This is a genomic window from Rhodobacter viridis, from assembly GCF_003217355.1.
GTDB classification, from domain to species: Bacteria; Pseudomonadota; Alphaproteobacteria; order Rhodobacterales; family Rhodobacteraceae; genus Rhodobacter; species Rhodobacter viridis.
The window spans coordinates 84,477-99,809 of sequence record NZ_QJTK01000008.1 but is presented as its reverse complement, the minus strand read 5'-3'; the positions used below and the strand labels follow the sequence as shown (position 1 = coordinate 99,809).

Here is a 15,333-nt window from a genome sequence, read left to right as displayed (position 1 = left end):
GCGGCGGAAATCCGCGCAAACGAAGGGCCCGACTCACCCCTCGGGTTACTGAATGCGACTAAAGGTAACGCAAGAAAAACACCAGAGGTTTTGTTCCGTTAACCTCGTTTTCACGCAACATTTTGCGTCAAAACCGATTCCTGGGGGCCAGAAGCGCGAAATGTGCGCCTGCAAGCCGGGCAACCGGCACCCGGAAGGGTGAACAGGACACGTAGTCGAATCCGGCGGCCCGACAGAAGGCGATTGATTCGGGGTTACCGCCGTGTTCACCACAGACCGAGATGGTCACATCCCGCCGCGCCGCCTTGCCGCGCGAGGCGCCCATGAGCAACAATTCCCCCACCCCTTCGACATCGAGGATGTGGAACGGATCCTCGGCATAGACGTGCTGGTTGACGTAAGCCGACATGAACCGGCCAGCATCGTCGCGCGAGAGGCCATAGGTCATCTGCGTCAGGTCGTTCGTCCCGAAGGACAGGAAATTCGCATGTTGCGCGATCTCGCCCGCCCGCAGCGCGGCGCGCGGCGTTTCCACCATCACCCCCAGACGATAGGCGAAATCCGCCTTCATCTCGGTGCGCACGGCGCTGGCCACGGCATCGATCCGGGTCTTGACGATCTCGACCTCGCGCGCGGCAGAGACGAGCGGGATCATCACCTCGGGCACCACCGGGGCGCCGCGGCGGCTGGCCTCGACGGTCGCCTCGAAGATCGCGCGGGCCTGCATGTCGTAGATTTCGGGCACGGTCACGCCCAGACGCACGCCGCGCATCCCCAGCATCGGGTTGAATTCCGACAAAGCCTCGACGCGCCGGGTCACTTCGGAGAGCGGCCGGTCGAGCGCCTCGGCCAGCTCGCGCAGCCCCTCGCGGTCATGCGGCAGGAATTCGTGCAGCGGCGGGTCAAACAGCCGGATGCAGACGGGCTGCCCCGCCATGATGTCGAAAAGCGCAATGAAGTCCGCGCGTTGCATCGGCAACAAACGATCAAGCGCCACCCGCCGATCATTCGGTGTATCGGCAAAGATCATCTCGCGCATCACCGTCAGGCGGTCTTCATCAAAGAACATATGCTCGGTCCGGCACAGCCCGATGCCATCGGCGTCGAACATCCGCGCGGTGCGGGCATCGTCGGGCGTGTCGGCATTGGCGCGAATGCCGATGTCGCAGACCGTCTCGGCCCAGCGCAAGAGCGTACGGAACCCGTCATCGAGCGCCGGTTCCAGCATCTCGGCCGCGCCCGCCAGCACTTCGCCATTGCTGCCGTCCACCGTGATCAGCTCGCCTTCAAGGAAGGTGCGACCATCGGGGCCGCGCAAGCTGCGGTCACGGGCGTTGATCTGCACCTCGGTGCAGCCGACGATGCAGGGCAGACCCAGACCGCGGGCGATCACCGCGGCGTGCGAGGTCATGCCGCCGCGTTCGGTCAGCACAGCAACGGCCGCATGCATCCCCCGGATATCCTCGGGGCCGGTTTCGCGCCGCACGAGGATACAGGGCTCGCCACGGGCGGCGCTGGCCTGCGCGGCGGTGGCGGTGAAGACGATCCGGCCCACGGCGGCGCCGGGGCTGGCCGCGATGCCACGGGCAAAGCGGTCACGCGGCGCGCGCGGATCCACTTGATAATGCAGCAGTTCCGTCAGCGCCCGGGGTTCGACACGCAAGAGCGCATCCTCGCGGGTGATGATCCCGTCCTCGGCCAAAGCCACCGCGATCTTCACCGTCGCCCGGGCAGACCGCGCGACGCGCACCGCGTCGATCACCGAAATCCGACCGCCCTCGACGGCGAATTCCAGCTGCATTTCCTCGCGCAGCCGCGCCCGGCAGGCGCTGCCATAGCCGCGCAGCACCGCAAACAGCTCGGGCGCCAGTTCTTCCAGCGACAGCCCGCGCGGATCGCGGGTCAGAAACAGCGTGTCATCGGAAATCGAGCGCCCCTGCGACTGGCCGCGAAACCGGCCCATGATCCGCGGCGCGCCGGTGACGCTGTCGACGAATTGCATCGTGCCCGAGCCGGAAATCCCCGGCCCGATCCCCAAGGCCATGCGCTGCACCAGAAGGCCGAGCACCGCATCGGGCGGCGCCCCCTTGGCCTGGCGAAGCAGCCGCGCCGTCGTGCCCTCCCAGGCCCGCGACATCGAGCGCAGCACCTCGGCCAGTTGCCGGGCGGGGTCTTGCGGGAAAGGCTCGTCGGTTTCGGCATGATAGGCCGAAAGCGCGGCCGCCAGCGCGCCTTCGCCGGGGCCCGCGTGGAACATGTCGGGGTCAAGCCGCGCGACATGGGTGGCGTAGCTTTGCACGAAGCGCAGGTAAAGAGCATCGGCGGCCTCGCGCCCGTGGCTGTCGGAAATCCGCGCATGCATCGCGTCGTTCATGCCGACATTCAACACCGTCCCCGGCCCGCCCCATTCGGGGTTTTCCGGGCTGGAGCGGACGGAAACAAGGAAATCACTGCCGAAAACCGCCGCGATGCGGGCGGTGTCGGGCAACTGTCCGGCGGCGATGGCGCGGACCGTTTCGACCGGCAGCGCAACCGTCGTCGGCACCGGCAGATCGAGCCGGATCAACCGTTGCAGACACTTCGCCCGCCAGCCGTGCCGGGTGGCTTGCACCGGCGCAGCGGGGGAGAGTTCCACGAACTCGGTGAAGTCGGCGATTTTCTGCATTGCGGCGAGCCCCTGACGGCTTGCAGGATAGGCCGAATTGTGACAGGCGCAAGAGTGACCTTGGGGCGCGACTGTCAGACCTTCGTGTTGTGTCCCGCCGAAGGAGCCTCCGGCGGAGGTATTTTTGGCAAGATGAAGCTCAGCCTTCGAGTTTCGTCAGATCGGCGACGCTTTGGCAGATCTGCCGGATGCGCGACAGCAGGTTGAGCCGGTTGCGCCGCACGATCGGGTTTTCGGCATTGATCTGCACCGCGGTGAAGAAGGCGTCGATGGGGGCACGCAGTTTCGCCATTTCGGCCATCGCCGTGGCGAAATCTTCGGCCTGCATCGCCGGGGCAAGCGCGGCTTCGGCGGCATCGAGCGCGGCGAAGAGGGTTTTCTCTTCCTCGGCTTCGGCGAATTTCACATCGGCGCCGAAGCTGTATTCGACGCCATCCTTCGCCTCGGCTTGCGTCAGGATGTTGTTCGCCCGCTTGAAGCCCAGGATCAGGTTCGGGCCATCCTCGGTCTTGAGGAAGGCACTCAGCGCCTCGGCCCGTTTCACGACAAGCGTCAGGTCGTCATTGCCGGGCATGGCGAGAACGGCGTCGATGACGTCGTGACGGATGCCCTCGTCCTTCAGGAAGACCTTGAGACGGTCATGGAAGAAGGAGAGGAGGTCAGAGGCAATCTGACCCACACTCGCGATCGGTTGAACGTTCGCCAAGTTGAGGTCGATATCCACCTCACGGGCTAAATCGCCATGTTCGGCCTTGATCGCAAACACTTCCTTGTCGAGCACAGGAACATACTTGTCTTCGTCATTGGGGTTCGCGCAATAGCCGCTCATCCAAAACGAAGACTGGTCTTCTTTATAAACTCGATAGCCGAGCATGAAAGGAACCTGATAGTGCGCCCAAAGCGCCGCAAGAGTTCCATTTCTCGCCAAGTCCGCCAGCCCCACCCGCAGCCCATTCCCCAGCACCAGCCGGATCACACCCAACGCGGCACGGCGGAGCGCAAAGGGGTCTTTCGAGCCCGTGGGTTTCTCGTCGATGGCCCAGAAGCCGGTCAGCGTGTCGATCTTGTCGGCGAGGGCCACCGCGACCGTCACCGGCTCCGAGGGCACGGCATCGGACGGACCCAGCGGCGAGTAATGGCCCTTGCAGGCCGTCGCCACCGCCTCGGGCAGGCCCGCGGCTTTCGCGTAATAGCTGCCCATCAGACCCTGAAGCTCCGGGAATTCCCCGACCATCGCCGAGCGCAGGTCGGATTTCACCACCCGCGCGGCCTCGGCCGCGAGGTCCGGTTGCGCGCCCACAAGCGGCGCAATCTCGCGCGCCAAGGCTTCGATCCGCGCGATCCGGGCGGCCTGCGAGCCCAGCTTGTTGTGGAAGGTCACGTTCGCAAGCCCCGCGCCCATGCCTTCGAGCCCCTCGGTCTTCACCACCCGCAGGTCGTGTTCCCAGAAGAACCGCGCATCGGAAAGCCGCGCCGACAGCACCTTCAGGTTGCCCTTGAGGATCGTCGCGCCATGATCCGCGGTCTCGCGGTTGGCGACGGTCACAAAGCCCTCGATCCGGCCGGTTTTCGGGTTCTTCACCGAGAAGAACTTCTGATGTTCCCGCATCGAGGTTTGAAGCACCTCGGGCGGCAGATGCAGGAAGTCTTCCGCAATCGCCCCCATCAGCGCGACCGGGAATTCGACAAGCCCCGCAACCTCGGTCAAAAGACCTTTGTCTTCAACGAGATCCAGCCCCTGCGCGAAGGCAAGCTGGGTCGCATCGTGCCAGATCATCGCCTCGCGTTCGGCGCTGTCCAGCACCACCTTGGCCGCTTTCAGCTTCGCGGCGTAATCGTCAAAGCCGGTGACGGCGAAACGATCCGGCGCCATGAAGCGATGCCCGGCGGTGGTGTTGCCCGATTGGATGCCATCCACATCCAGATCAACGACCGAAGCCCCGGTGTCGTCCGACAGAAGGCACAGGATCGAATGCAGCGGGCGCACCCATTTCAGCGTGCCATTGCCCCAGCGCATCGACTTCGGCCAAGGGAAAGTGCGGATCGTCTTTTCCAGCACCTCGGCCACGATCGCGGGCGCGGCACGGCCGGGCTTTTCGATCACCGCGAAATAGACCTGCCCCTTCTTGTCGTCGCGCTTTTCCAGCTGATCGAGCGTCAGCCCGGTCGAGCGCAGGAAGCCCTGCACCGCGGCCTCGGGCGCGGTCGTCGCCGGGCCCTTGCGTTCTTCGCGCAGGGTCGGGCTTTCGGTCGAGAGCCCGTCGAGCGCCAGCACCAGACGGCGCGGCGTCGAGAAGGCCTGCGCATGGCCATAGGTCAGACCGGCCTCGACCAGACCATCGGTCACCATCTTGCGCAGCGTCTCGCGGGCCATCGCCTGCATGCGCGCCGGGATTTCTTCCGAGAAAAGTTCGATCAGCAGTTCGGGCATGTCAGTTTTTCCCCGCAAGGTCATTCGGTTGCTGCCAGACATAGGCCCGGCCATCGGGATAGACGGCGACGACACGATCGACGCCGGGGGCGATATTGCGCGCGCCAAGGAAGGCGATCGCGGTGGCCGAGGCCAGATCGGCCCCGATCTGCGCGGCGTCAAAACAGGGCGGCGCCTGCGGCACGGGCCGGGGCTCGGCCGCATCATAGACGGCGAAGGTCTCGGTCAGGAGCGCAAGCGACAGCGGCGTGTGAAAACAGCCCAGCGACCCCTCGCCCGCCTGCCACGCGTCGGTCAGGATCGGCTCGGGCTGGCCGGTTTCGATCGCCGTCAGCGCCACCTCGGTCGGCGCCGAGGCGACGGCACCGGACACGAGCGCCAGCGTGGCCGCGACAGGCAGAAGCGGTGTCACGCCTGCGCCTCCGGCGTCCAGCCCCCCGCCGTGGTGGTGACGAAGGCATCTGCGCATTTCTTCGCCAGCGCGCGGACGCGGCCGATATAGGCCTGCCGTTCGGTGACCGAAATCACGCCGCGCGCATCGAGCAGGTTGAAGAGATGCGAAGCCTTGATGCACTGGTCATAGGCCGGATGGGCCATGACGATGCGCTTGCCGGAATTCGGATCCTCGGCCGGGAAGGACAGGAGCCGCTCGCATTCCGCCTCGGCATCGAGGAAGTGCTGCAGCAGCACCTCGGTATTCGCGCCGTCGAAGTTGTGGCGGGAATATTCTTCCTCGGTCTGCCGGAAGATATCGCCATATTTCAACGGGATCGGCGAGGAAGGATCGTTGAAGGGCATGTCCATGACGTGATCGATGCCAAGGACATACATCGCCAGACGTTCGAGACCATAGGTCAGCTCGCCCGAGACCGGGCGGCAGTCATGCCCGCCGACCTGCTGGAAATAGGTGAACTGGCTGACTTCCATGCCGTCGCACCAGACCTCCCAGCCCAGACCCCAAGCGCCGAGCGTCGGGCTTTCCCAGTCATCCTCGACGAAGCGGATGTCATGCAGGCCCAGATCGATCCCGATCGCCTCGAGCGAACCGAGGTAAAGCGCCTGCAGATCGGGCGGGCTCGGTTTGATCAGCACCTGATATTGATAATAGTGCTGCAGCCGGTTCGGGTTCTCGCCGTAGCGGCCATCGGTCGGCCGACGCGAGGGCTGCACATAGGCCGCGGCCCAGGGCTGGCTGCCAAGGCTGCGCAGCGTGGTCGCCGGGTGGAAGGTGCCCGCCCCCACTTCCATGTCATAGGGCTGGAGCACCGCGCAGCCCTTCGAGGACCAATAGGTCATCAGCCGCAGGATGATCTCCTGAAACGAGCGGGGCGCAGCAGGTTTTTCCATAGTCACCGACCTTGAGAGGGAAACGCCCTCTCTCTAGGCAAGGGGCGGCACAGGGTCAACCGGGCCCGGCACCGGATGCGGCCTCGGGCTGTGGAAAATGCGGCGATTTGGGGGGTGACGCGGGCGCGCATCCTGTTAATTTGCCGCGAACGCAAGACGGAATGGATGCAGGGGGCATTATGGGGTCGGGTATACGGCGGTCGCTGGCGGCGAACGTGCTGAGGGCGGGCGCGCTGGGTCTGACGTTGACGGTCTGGGCGACGACCGCGATGGCCGAGACCTCCTGGGTGCAGATCGAGGCGCTTCCGACCCGCGATCAGGCCGAACAGCGGCTGCGAGAGCTGTCGACCACCTTCCCCGATGCGGCCGGTTTTGCGATGCAGGGCGGCTGGTATGGTCTGGCGCTTGGCCCCTATGACACGCCCGAAGTCGCCGCCGAGGCGCTGCGCCAGCTGCGCAACGCGGGCTCGATTCCGGCCGACAGCTATGTGTCGGACGGGGCGCGCCATCAAAGCCAGTTCTGGCCGGTGGGCACGACGACGGCGCAGCCTGCCCCGGCCGTGACCGTTCCGGCCGCGCCTGCAGCGCCCGCCCCGGTCGCCGAGCCTGCGCCCCCCCCGGCCGAAACGCTCGAAGACGCGCGCCGCGCCGAAGAGGCGATGGGCCGCGAGGGACGGATGCAGATCCAGGAAGCGCTCGAATGGGTCGGCGTCTATTCCGGCGGCGTCGATGGCGCTTTCGGCAAGGGCACCCGCGCCTCGATCGCGGCCTGGCAGGACAGCCATGGGTACGAGCCGACCGGCGTGCTGAAATCGACGGAACTGAAGAGCCTTCTCGACACCGTGGCGGGCGAGAAATCCGCCCTTGGCATCACGTCAGTCGAGGAAACCAAGGCGGGCATCGGCATCGACCTGCCGCTCGGGCTGATCGAATTCGACCATTACGACCCGCCCTTCGTGCATTACCGCGCCAAGGGGAATTCCGGGGTCAAGGTGCTGCTGATCTCGGAACCGGGCGATCAGAACACGCTTTACGGGCTTTACGATGCGATGGCCTCGCTCGAGATCGTGCCGACGACCGGCCCGCGCGAGCGCGGCAAGGCCGGGTTCTCGCTGGTGGGCGAGAATGCGCAGATCCATTCGGTGACCGAGGTCACGCTCTCGAAAGGGCTGATCAAGGGCTTCACGCTGGTCTATCCGGCAGCGGATGCGCCGCGGATGGCGCGGGTGCTGGCGGCTATGAAGGCGAGCTTCAAGCCCTTGGGCGACACCGCTTTGGACCCGACGCTGGGTCAGCCGATGGCGGTGGGCCGAAGCGATCTGATTGCCGGGCTTGACGTGCGCCACCCGGAATTTGCCCGCTCGGGGCTGTTCCTTGACGCGAAAGGCGCGGTGCTGACCGCGGCCGGGGGGCTGGAGCGCTGTGGCAAGGTCACGATCGAGGATGTTGCGGCCAAGATCGCCTTCACCGATCCGCGCCTTGGCGTGGCGGTGCTGCTGCCGCAAGACCCGATTGCCCCGCCCGCCGTCGCTCGGTTCGAGACCGTCGCGGCGGGTCCCGGCGCGCCTCTGGCGGTCGCGGGCTTCTCCTATCCCGAGGCGATGTCGGCCCCGGTGGTCAGCTTCGGCACGCTCTCGGATCTGACCGGGTTGGCGGGCGAGCCCGACCGCGCGCGGCTGGCGGTGCACACCCTGCCCGGCGATGTCGGCGGGCCGGTGCTCGATGGTGCGGGGGCGGTTCTGGGCGTCGTGCTGCCGCGCGGCGGGGCGGATACGAAGCTGCTGCCGCCCGACATGACGGTCGCGGTGCAGACCGCGGCGCTGGTGCCGGTGCTGGCCGAGAAGGGCTTTGCGCCGCTTGCGGCCGATGCCGAAGGAACGCTGGCGGCCGAAGATATCTCGGCTTTGGCGCAGGGGATCACCACGCAGATCGCCTGCTGGAAATAGCGCCGCGACCGAAGCGGCAAACGGAAGATCGGAAACGACAGAGGCTTTGCAAACCCCGCGAAATTGGCCAGTTAATTTGCCCGATTTCGCAATTTTGCCTTGCGCCGCGTTGCGGCGCCGTTAGGTTTCGCCGTGACCGCCCGCACTGCGGGGTGCGTTTTCGGGGAGACCTCACATGTTCGAAAAGATTCTGGTCGCGAACCGCGGCGAGATTGCCATCCGCGTGCTGCGCGCGGCCAACGAACTCGGCAAGAAGACGGTCGCCGTCTATGCCGAAGAAGACAAGCTCAGCCTGCACCGTTTCAAATCCGACGAGGCCTACCGCATCGGCGCGGGGCTCTCGCCCGTCGGCGCCTATCTGTCGATCGACGAGATCATCCGCGTGGCCAAGGAGTCGGGCGCCGACGCGATCCATCCGGGCTATGGCCTCCTGTCGGAAAACCCCGAATTCGTCGAAGCCTGTGACAAGGCGGGCATCACCTTCATCGGCCCGAAAGCGGCGACGATGCGCGCGCTTGGCGACAAGGCCTCGGCGCGCAAGGTCGCGATGGCGGCGGGCGTGCCGGTCATTCCGGCGACCGAGGTGCTGGGCGATGATTTCGACGCGATCAAGCGCGAAGCCGCCGAGATCGGCTATCCCCTGATGCTGAAAGCCAGCTGGGGCGGCGGCGGGCGCGGCATGCGTCCGATCCTTGGGCCTGACGAGCTTGTCGAAAAGGTCCGCGAGGGCCGCCGCGAGGCCGAAGCCGCCTTCGGCAATGGCGAGGGCTATCTGGAAAAGATGATCCTGCGCGCCCGGCACGTCGAAGTGCAGTTGCTTGGCGACAGCCACGGCGGGCTTTACCACCTCTATGAGCGCGACTGCACCGTGCAGCGCCGCAACCAGAAGGTCGTCGAACGCGCGCCCGCCCCCTATCTGTCCGAAGAGCAACGCGCCGAGGTCTGCGCGCTGGCGCTGAAGATCGGCAATGCGGTCGGCTATCAGAACGCCGGCACCGTCGAATTCCTGATGGATATGGACAGCCAGAAGTTCTACTTCATCGAGGTGAACCCGCGCGTCCAGGTCGAGCATACCGTGACCGAGCAGGTCACCGGCATCGACATCGTGCAAAGCCAGATCCGCATCGCCGAAGGCGAGACGCTGGCCGAGGCGACCGGGGTGAAATCGCAGGCCGATGTCAAGCTGATGGGCCATGCGCTGCAATGCCGGGTCACCACCGAAGATCCCCAGAACAACTTCATCCCCGACTACGGCCGCCTGACCGCCTACCGCTCGGCCACCGGCATGGGCATTCGTCTGGATGGCGGCACGGCCTATGCGGGCGGCGTGATAACCCGCTATTATGACTCTCTGCTCGTCAAGGTCACCGCCTGGGCACAGACCCCCGATCAGGCGATCAAGCGGATGGACCGCGCTTTGCGCGAATTCCGCATCCGCGGCGTCTCGACGAACATCGACTTCGTCATCAACCTGCTCAAGCATCCGACCTTCCTCGACATGAGCTACACGACGAAGTTCATCGACACGACGCCGGATCTGTTCGCCTTCAAGAAGCGCCGCGACCGGGCGACAAAGATCCTGACCTATATCGCCGATATCTCGGTGAACGGTCACCCCGAGACCGCGGGCCGTCCGAAACCCCATGCCGAGGCGAAGCCGCCGCGCCTGCCCGCCCTGCGCGGCGCGGTCGTGCCCGGCACCCGCGACATGCTCGACGCGCAAGGCCCGAAAGCCGTGGCCGAGTGGATGAAGGATCAGAAAAAGCTCCTGATCACCGACACGACAATGCGCGACGGCCATCAAAGCTTGCTCGCCACCCGGATGCGCTCGATCGACATGATCAAGGCGGCGCCGGTCTATGCCTCGAACCTGTCCGGCCTTTTCTCGGTCGAATGCTGGGGCGGCGCGACCTTCGACGTCGCCTATCGCTTCTTGCAGGAATGCCCGTGGCAGCGGCTGCGCGACATCCGCACCCGGATGCCCAACATCCTGACACAGATGCTGTTGCGCGCCTCGAACGGGGTCGGCTACACGAATTACCCCGACAATGTGGTGCAGTTCTTCGTGCGTCAGGCCGCGACCTCGGGCGTGGACGTCTTCCGCGTCTTCGACAGCCTGAACTGGGTCGAGAACATGCGCGTCGCGATGGATGCGGTCGTTGAAGCCAACAAGATCTGCGAAGGCACGATCTGCTACACCGGCGACATCCTGAACCCCGACAGGGCGAAATACGACCTGAAATACTATGTCGGCATGGCGAAGGAGCTGGAGGCCGCGGGCGCCCATGTGCTGGGCCTCAAGGACATGGCGGGCTTGCTGAAACCCGCCGCCGCCCGCGCTCTGGTGACGGCACTGAAGCAAGAGGTCGGCCTGCCGATCCACTTCCACACCCATGACACCAGCGGCATCGCAGGCGCCACCGTTCTGGCCGCGGCCGATGCCGGGGTGGATGCGATCGACGCGGCGATGGATGCCTTCTCGGGCGGCACCTCGCAGCCCTGCCTTGGCTCGATCGTCGAGGCGATGGCCCATACCGAGCGCGACACCGGGCTTGATATCGCAGCCATCCGCGAGATGTCGAACTACTGGGAAGGCGTGCGCCACCAATATGCGGCGTTCGAAAGCGGTCTCGAAGCCCCGGCGTCCGAAGTCTATCTGCACGAAATGCCCGGCGGCCAGTTCACCAACCTCAAGGCGCAGGCGCGCTCGCTTGGCCTTGAAGAACGCTGGCACGAGGTCGCGCAGGCCTATGCCGATGCGAACCAGATCTTCGGCGATATCGTCAAGGTCACGCCGTCCTCGAAAGTCGTGGGCGACATGGCGCTGATGATGGTGGCGCAGAACCTGACCAAGGACGACGTGCTGAACCCCGCCAAGGACATGGCCTTCCCCGATTCGGTGGTGGACATGCTGAAGGGCAACCTTGGCCAACCGCCCGGTGGCTGGCCCGAGGCGATCGTGGCGAAGGTGCTGAAGGGCGAGACTGCCTCGACCGAACGTCCGGGCAAGCATCTGCCCCCGGTCGATCTTGAAGCCGTGCGGGCGAAGCTTTCGGCCGAGATGGAGGGCCGCTCCGTCGATGACGAGGATCTGGCGGGGTACCTGATGTATCCCAAGGTCTTCCTCGACTATATGGGCCGCCATCGCACCTACGGCCCGGTCCGCACGCTGCCGACGCCGGTCTTCTTCTACGGCATGGCCCCGGGCTCGGAAATCTCGGCCGAGATCGACCCCGGCAAGACGCTGGAAATCCGGCTGCAGACCGTGGGCGAGACCGACGAGACGGGCGACGCCAAGGTCTTCTTTGAACTGAACGGCCAGCCGCGCGCGGTGCGGGTGCCGAACCGTCAGGTCAAGGCCGCGACGAAGGCGAAGCCCAAGGCCGATCCGGCGAATGCGGGCCATATCGGCGCGCCGATGCCGGGCTCGATCGCGGCGGTGGCGGTGACGGTCGGCCAGAAGGTCCGTCCGGGCGATCTGATGCTGACGATCGAGGCGATGAAGATGGAAACCGGCCTGCATGCCGACCGCGAAGCGACGGTGAAGGCGCTGCATGTGGCTCCGGGCGCGCAGATCGACGCGAAAGATCTGCTGATCGAGCTGGAATGATCTGGAGGGGGGGCTTGCCCCCCTTCCGCCCTTGCTGGGGAACGTCCAGAAACACCTGGGAGAAACGATACTTCGGAGGCGCAATGTCGAGCTGGAACGGCGCGCCGATCACGACATCTTCGAAGACCCAACAAGCGCCATCCGGATTGGTTTCCGACATTGCGGGTTGTCCGACCATGAGCCCACCCTTGATCCAGCTCTCCTTCAGCCCTTTGCGCAAGCCGGGCGTGATCCGGTCGCACCGGAAGACCTGCACTCTGTCGATCACAAGCAGATAGGAGCCTTTCGGCGCAGCGGAAAGCCCCCCGTCGGCGCGCTCGTCATGGTAAAGCGCATAGTGCCCGAAGGTCATTCTCTGGGTAAAAACATAGCTCTCGCCCGGATTGAATTGCAGCGCAGGATCAAGTGGGCGGTCCGCGAACCGGGCTGCAAGCTGATGCTCCAAGGGGGACCGCCGCTCGCGGAGCACCATCTCGACGACCGCGGCAGAGGACGCGAAATCCCGCGGCCCCTCGTCACCGGAGATGACGTGATGTTCACCGTCGTTGGTCACCGGACGCATCATGTCGATGATGCCGGGGGAGATGCAGATCTGCTCCGCTGTCGGATTGCGGATCGTCAGCGTCATCTCGATTGTGGAGGAGCCGATCTGACGCGCTGTCGCGCCGCCGATGGAATCCGCAGCCCTGAGGGTCACATTGGCTCGCTCGGCCATCGCCATCGACGCGGCAAGGCTACAGCCGGACAGAACGGCGGCAGGCGCAAACAGGGCATGGCAATCTCTCGGCGAAAAGGATGCGAAATCATCGCACCGGCGCGGCAAGCCGAGACCCTGATCGCGGACTGCGGCACAGGGGCTCTGCGCGCGGCCTTGGCGGCACGGTCACACCAACGCCGCGATGCCCTTTACCTTGCCTCAAATATCCCGGGGGGAGTCCCGCAGGGACGGGGGGCAGCGCCCCCCTCCCCCGGCCGGACCGAAACCGGGGGCCCATGGCCCCCGGCTCCGGTTCGGCAGTCCCGGGTCAGAGTTTCGACAGGAAATCATCGACTTCCTTCTGCGCCGCCTCCTTCGTGCGGCCGTATTTCTGCTGCACGAGCCCTTCCAGACGCTCGCGCTCGCCCGCGACCTGTTCGACCTCGTCATCGGTCAGATCGCCCCATTTGGCACGCACCGCACCCTTGATCTCTTTCCACTTGCCTTCGATGATGTCCGTATTCATGGCAGACTCCTCCTGGTTCGACGCGCGCGGCCCTTTCGCCGCACCCGACTTTCCAACGTCGCAAGGGCGCTTTCGGTTCCGGCATCAGTTTTTCGTCCGCCCGTGCATTTTCCTCTTGCAGCCCCCGGCGCGATTTCATAAATCCCCCCTCACCGAAAGGCAGCGCGGGCGTAGCTCAGGGGTAGAGCATAACCTTGCCAAGGTTAGGGTCGTGAGTTCGAATCTCATCGCCCGCTCCAATCGGAACCGGTCGCAAGACCACACTCCAGGTCGCAAGACCGAAGACCATCGGCCGCAAGGCCATCGCCAAGGATGCGGGCGTAGCTCAGGGGTAGAGCATAACCTTGCCAAGGTTAGGGTCGTGAGTTCGAATCTCATCGCCCGCTCCAGACGAAAAACCCTCCCCTCGGGGAGGGTTTCGTCTTTTCCGCTTCCTGCTTAACATCCGCGCCCGCCCGCCCTATAAGGCCCTGAAACCAGCAGGAGCAGCCGATGCGGACAGCCACGATCACGCGCAAGACCGCCGAGACCGACATCTCGGTGACGGTGAACCTTGACGGCACCGGGGTGTATCAAAATCACACCGGCGTGGGCTTCTTCGATCACATGCTCGACCAGTTGTCGCGGCATTCGCTGATCGACCTGACGATCTCGGCGACGGGCGATCTGCATATCGACGATCACCACACGGTCGAGGATACGGGCATTGCGCTTGGCCAAGCGCTGACCGCGGCGCTTGGCGACAAGCGCGGCATCCGCCGCTACGGGCACTTCGTTCTGGCGATGGACGATGCGCAGGTGGCCTGCGCGCTCGATCTGTCGGCGCGGCCGTTCCTTGTTTGGAACTGCGATCTGCCGACGCAGAAGATCGGCACCTTCGACACGGAACTGGTGCGCGAGTTCTTTCAGGCGCTGTCGACGCATGGCGGGATCACGCTGCATGTCGACCGCGTGCATGGGGTGAACAGCCACCACATCGCAGAGGCCGCCTTCAAGGCCGTTGCCCGCGCGCTGCGCATGGCCGTCGAAACCGATCCGCGCATGGGCACCGCCCTGCCCTCGACGAAAGGGGCGCTTTGATGAGCCTGACGGTTCTGGTCGATTACGACAGCGGCAACCTGCATTCCGCGCAGAAGGCCTTCGAACGGATGGCGCGCGAGGCGGGCCATGGCACGGTTGTCGTCACCTCGGAACCCGATGTGGTGGCGCGCGCCGACCGGATCGTGCTGCCGGGCGACGGGGCGTTTCCGTCCTGCCGCGCGGCGCTCATTCGCCACACCGGGCTTTTCGAGGCGGTGGACGAGGCGGTGACCCGCCGCGCCGTGCCCTTCATGGGGATCTGCATCGGCATGCAGATGCTGGCGACGCGCGGGCTGGAATTCGAGCCCACACCCGGGTTCGGCTGGATCGGCGGCGAGGTGGTGCGGATCGCGCCGACCGATGCCACGCTGAAGGTGCCGCATATGGGCTGGAACGATCTGGTGCTGGATCACGCCCATCCGGTGCTCGACGGCATCGCGACCGGCGATCACGCCTATTTCGTGCATTCCTATCATTTCGTCGTGGAAAACCCCGCGCACCGGCTGGCGCATGCGGATTACGCGGGCGCGATCACCGCGATCGTCGGGCGCGACAACATCGTGGGCACGCAGTTCCACCCGGAAAAATCGCAGCGCACCGGGCTGCGCATCATCTCGAATTTTCTGAGCTGGAAGCCGTGAGAGATTTCGCCTCGGCTTTGGCCGAGGCGACCCGGGCGGGGGCTCCGCCCCCGCACCCCCGGCGTATTTGATCCAAGAAAAAGCCGAGCGGCGGGCCTTGGGGTTATTTCGCCTCGAAGGCGCAGCCGGCCGGAAAGCCGAGTTTGCCAAGCACGATGGCGGCGGGGCAGAAGCCGGTGAAGGCCGACTGAATCAGGTTCACGCCGATGAAAACGGTGAACCACAGGAAATAGACCGACACGGTCCAGGTCAGCACGACGCTGAGCAGAACCATGATCCCGGCAAAGACAAGAACGGCACGGTCGAGGGTCATCGGGGAACTCCGGTTGCGGTGGATTTCCCCACAGATAGCATCGCCACGCATCAAATTCAAGTTCTCGAATATTTCAG

Annotated in this window: 10 protein-coding genes and 2 tRNA genes; 6 read left to right on the top strand and 6 right to left on the bottom strand. The window is 65.2% G+C overall.

Annotation, left to right across the window (positions count from 1 at the left end):
* Positions 1-127 precede the first annotated feature (127 nt).
* The 4 genes from C8J30_RS11540 to C8J30_RS11525 form a co-directional block, all read right to left on the bottom strand.
* A complete protein-coding gene (locus tag C8J30_RS11540; RefSeq protein ID WP_110806001.1) occupies positions 128-2,665 on the bottom strand; it encodes a putative PEP-binding protein in 2,538 nt (845 codons plus the stop codon).
* A gap of 139 nt (positions 2,666-2,804) precedes the next feature.
* Positions 2,805-5,096: a glycine--tRNA ligase subunit beta gene (gene glyS / locus C8J30_RS11535; protein WP_110806000.1), complete on the bottom strand. Its 2,292-nt coding sequence runs from the start codon at positions 5,094-5,096 to the stop codon at positions 2,805-2,807.
* Between the two features lies 1 nt (position 5,097).
* Positions 5,098-5,508, bottom strand: a complete 411-nt coding sequence (locus tag C8J30_RS11530) for a DUF6446 family protein (RefSeq protein WP_110805999.1) — start codon at positions 5,506-5,508, stop codon at positions 5,098-5,100.
* On the bottom strand, positions 5,505-6,443 hold the full coding sequence (locus C8J30_RS11525; RefSeq protein ID WP_110805998.1) for a glycine--tRNA ligase subunit alpha: 939 nt from the start codon (positions 6,441-6,443) through the stop codon (positions 5,505-5,507). The genes C8J30_RS11530 and C8J30_RS11525 overlap by 4 nt, the downstream gene beginning before the upstream one ends.
* Before the next feature lie 179 nt (positions 6,444-6,622).
* Between C8J30_RS11525 and C8J30_RS11520 the strand changes: the two genes are divergently transcribed.
* Together C8J30_RS11520 and C8J30_RS11515 are read left to right on the top strand one after the other, a co-directional pair.
* Entirely contained in the window at positions 6,623-8,389 is a 1,767-nt protein-coding gene (locus tag C8J30_RS11520; RefSeq protein WP_181420855.1) for a peptidoglycan-binding protein, read from the top strand.
* 175 nt (positions 8,390-8,564) lie between these two features.
* Positions 8,565-11,999: a pyruvate carboxylase gene (locus C8J30_RS11515; RefSeq protein ID WP_110805996.1), complete on the top strand. Its 3,435-nt coding sequence runs from the start codon at positions 8,565-8,567 to the stop codon at positions 11,997-11,999.
* Between the two features lie 1,025 nt (positions 12,000-13,024).
* On the opposite strand, the gene C8J30_RS11510 is transcribed toward C8J30_RS11515, so the two are convergent.
* Positions 13,025-13,222, bottom strand: coding sequence for a CsbD family protein (locus C8J30_RS11510; protein WP_110805995.1), 198 nt, complete (start codon positions 13,220-13,222; stop codon positions 13,025-13,027).
* A gap of 164 nt (positions 13,223-13,386) precedes the next feature.
* On the opposite strand from C8J30_RS11510, the gene C8J30_RS11505 reads away from it, so the two are divergent.
* The 4 genes from C8J30_RS11505 (at position 13,387) to hisH (ending at position 14,943) form a co-directional block, all read left to right on the top strand.
* Positions 13,387-13,461 (top strand) — tRNA-Gly (locus C8J30_RS11505).
* Positions 13,462-13,536: 75 nt separating this feature from the next.
* Positions 13,537-13,611, top strand: a tRNA-Gly gene (locus tag C8J30_RS11500).
* Between the two features lie 103 nt (positions 13,612-13,714).
* Positions 13,715-14,302: an imidazoleglycerol-phosphate dehydratase HisB gene (hisB, locus tag C8J30_RS11495; RefSeq protein WP_110805994.1), complete on the top strand. Its 588-nt coding sequence runs from the start codon at positions 13,715-13,717 to the stop codon at positions 14,300-14,302.
* Entirely contained in the window at positions 14,302-14,943 is a 642-nt protein-coding gene (hisH, locus tag C8J30_RS11490; protein ID WP_110805993.1) for an imidazole glycerol phosphate synthase subunit HisH, read from the top strand. The genes hisB and hisH overlap by 1 nt, the downstream gene beginning before the upstream one ends.
* Positions 14,944-15,046: 103 nt before the next feature.
* On the opposite strand, the gene C8J30_RS11485 is transcribed toward hisH, so the two are convergent.
* A complete protein-coding gene (locus C8J30_RS11485; RefSeq protein WP_110805992.1) occupies positions 15,047-15,256 on the bottom strand; it encodes a YgaP family membrane protein in 210 nt (69 codons plus the stop codon).
* Between the last annotated feature and the right edge of the window lie 77 nt (positions 15,257-15,333).

What these genes read in the sequence shown, in the direction of transcription:
- hisB (WP_110805994.1), top strand. Translation starts at nt 13,715, where the DNA reads ATGCGGACAGCCACGATCACGCGCAAGACCGCCGAGACCGACATCTCG.
- glyS (WP_110806000.1), bottom strand. Translation starts at nt 5,096, where the DNA reads ATGCCCGAACTGCTGATCGAACTTTTCTCGGAAGAAATCCCGGCGCGC.
- hisH (WP_110805993.1), top strand. Translation starts at nt 14,302, where the DNA reads ATGAGCCTGACGGTTCTGGTCGATTACGACAGCGGCAACCTGCATTCC.
- C8J30_RS11525 (WP_110805998.1), bottom strand. Translation starts at nt 6,443, where the DNA reads ATGGAAAAACCTGCTGCGCCCCGCTCGTTTCAGGAGATCATCCTGCGG.
- C8J30_RS11520 (WP_181420855.1), top strand. Translation starts at nt 6,623, where the DNA reads ATGGGGTCGGGTATACGGCGGTCGCTGGCGGCGAACGTGCTGAGGGCG.
- C8J30_RS11510 (WP_110805995.1), bottom strand. Translation starts at nt 13,222, where the DNA reads ATGAATACGGACATCATCGAAGGCAAGTGGAAAGAGATCAAGGGTGCG.
- C8J30_RS11540 (WP_110806001.1), bottom strand. Translation starts at nt 2,665, where the DNA reads ATGCAGAAAATCGCCGACTTCACCGAGTTCGTGGAACTCTCCCCCGCT.
- C8J30_RS11485 (WP_110805992.1), bottom strand. Translation starts at nt 15,256, where the DNA reads ATGACCCTCGACCGTGCCGTTCTTGTCTTTGCCGGGATCATGGTTCTG.
- C8J30_RS11515 (WP_110805996.1), top strand. Translation starts at nt 8,565, where the DNA reads ATGTTCGAAAAGATTCTGGTCGCGAACCGCGGCGAGATTGCCATCCGC.